General features: G+C 34.1%; 3 protein-coding genes. 1 reads left to right on the forward strand and 2 read right to left on the reverse strand.

The features are described from left to right. A partial coding sequence (locus tag VJJ26_02540) for a hypothetical protein (GenBank protein ID HLC07045.1) occupies nucleotides 1-851 on the reverse strand: 851 nt, incomplete at its 3' end. A 103-nt stretch (nucleotides 852-954) separates the two neighbouring features. Beyond that, a complete protein-coding gene (locus VJJ26_02545) occupies nucleotides 955-1,215 on the reverse strand; it encodes a hypothetical protein (GenBank protein ID HLC07046.1) in 261 nt (86 codons plus the stop codon). 322 nt (nucleotides 1,216-1,537) lie between these two features. Between VJJ26_02545 and VJJ26_02550 the strand changes: the two genes are divergently transcribed. After that, nucleotides 1,538-2,391, forward strand: an 854-nt coding sequence (locus VJJ26_02550; GenBank protein ID HLC07047.1) for a hypothetical protein, incomplete at its 3' end; no start/stop codon positions are given.

The raw sequence follows: 2,391 nt of genomic DNA on the forward strand, positions 1-2,391 counted from the left end.
GCTTTAAAATCCAATAGTGGTGGTCGGGCACGTTCAATTTCATCAAGATAATGCAAGAGTACTTTGCGTGCGATATTTGTTTTAAACAGGCCCTTAAAAGTAAGTTGCACCTTAATCCCTAATTTTTTTAAGATCTGTTCGATTTTACGTCGATTATTTAATCGCGCTTCCATGCGCAATACTTCAAACATCTTTTTATTATGCAGAGACTCATACAGATTCAACTGAATTGTATTATCTTTTTCCATTGAGCGTTTATCGCTTTTCTTTGCTTGTTCCAGATCGCGAATTTTATCATAAAAAACCAATTCATATGAGTTGCTATGCCATTTATAGCTATGGCCTTTATTGCGATAATCAGTTTGGTTTACATCAAGCGAAAGGGAGATATTTGCTTGCTCTATTTTGCTGATGTAGTGATACGGAATTGATCCATCAGTAAGTGGGATATTTTTGGAAAAATGAATGCCAGAAACAGAAGCAGATGCAAGAGTTTCAACATCAGTTGCAATTCCCATGGTATGTAATGCGGTACAAAGTTTTTGTACAAGTTCAGGAAACTGTTTTTGTGTTAATTCTTCAAAGTTATTACCGAAAAAAAGTTTAGGCAGTGATAATTCAACTTTAAGCACTGTTTTTGTTATAGATAAGGGCGTAGGGCGCTGAAAAAGGGTTATGCGAGGTTTGTAAATGCCTGCGACTAATTCTTTTTTAGTGGGGTTTTGTTTGGATAAGATTCCGCGCAATACATATGTGTTATTTTGCGTCCATTGTGCAGAAGGAGTGAATGCATCAGGATTTGTTACTTCAAATGAATCTTCATCGAGCGTTAAAATTATGGTATCGATCATTGCGGCTAATCCTCAGATGACGTTAATACGATGAACATCAAGATAAGGATAAATGATTACAAAAACAAGGCCCACTATACGGTTTATTGCATAGTGGGCCTTGTTACATGAAGAACAGCGGAGTTATGTCAATGTTCTCTTTAGGCTTTTGTAGAGTCTTTTTTCTTTTGCTCCCTACTTTGCTTTTTGAGCTTGCATGGACACGTTGTGTAGTATTTGCCTTTGTGCTTTTGGTTGCACGTCGCTTACGTGTTACGCCTTTTTGTAGATCTACTTCTACAAGTAGTATGAAAAGATTGGCAACACGTTCTTTTTCTTCGAAAGTTAATACTCTTACAGCCTTCGTTGGACGAAGTCGTACCATAGAATACTTTCGTATTAAAACTAAAAAATGTTGATACTGAGAGGGATGGTGTAAAAATTACTTAGTGAGATGGGTTTTGATTGGACTAACAACTCAAGAAGGAACTGTACGCCATAAAATCTATGATCTTTGTGAGATCATGACTAATGTCTGAAATTGCGTACATGGTTTTCCTTTAAAAAAGAGAGACTATTATTATAATTTTCTGTGCAATGATAGCATATAATGAGTATAATGCAAGAAAAATAGGGTAGGAGGTTGTTGAAGAGATTATGCTAACTTGTTTTTCAGCATTTCTTTTTTCTTTAAAAAGGATACAGATATGAATAGATATTGTTGGTCTCAACTTTTTGGATTATTTTTATCTGTTTTTGTAAGCATGTCTATGTGTGCAGAATATCATCACGCAACACTTACAATGAATTTTACTCAGTCGAATGATAGAGCCATTAAAGAAACATATAGATCAAATCATGATTTTTCTCATAATAGAGAATGTGATCATTATGGTATATTTTCTACCCATCAGTCCCATTTTAATGACTATACTGTTCATGATTTTAGAGACCATTTTATTGCGCGAGGATATACAGAATCAGAAATTCTTAATCAACGCTGTTTATACATGCTTGATGAATTTATAAAATATGCGCAAACATATTCTGGTTATGAAGATACGATACGAAGCTTATATGCGGAATTAAAAAATCTTAGCTTAGTGCAAAAAATTTGTTATATGGCAACGGGAAGGTATTGTAGAAAGTTGCAAAAGCGTATTGGAAAGCTTTATAAATCATTAGATGCAATTAAAAAAGAACCATTAATTAAGGGTTATTATAATGCGCCTGATATTATAGAAAAGGCTTTTCACTCAACTATTTCTGAGCGTTTTGCAGAATATGAAACATTAGAATCTATTTACAAATCGCATACACCTAACTTGGCAAAAGCAATTAACGCACGATCGGTTATATATAAAAACAGTCTCGATGGTAGTTCTTGTCTGCAGAAAACAAATAAATCATACAATTTTAACAGCAATATTAAGCAACTATTATCTCTTTCTGGTCATGATATCAATACTTTTATTCGATGTTATGGCAATCAATTGCAGCAGCTTATTCATCAGGAATCGTTAGATATTCTTAATCAGGTGGATAATTTGTCTCCGAGTTC

This window comes from Candidatus Babeliales bacterium, from assembly GCA_035288105.1.
GTDB lineage: Bacteria > Babelota > Babeliae > Babelales > Vermiphilaceae > SOIL31.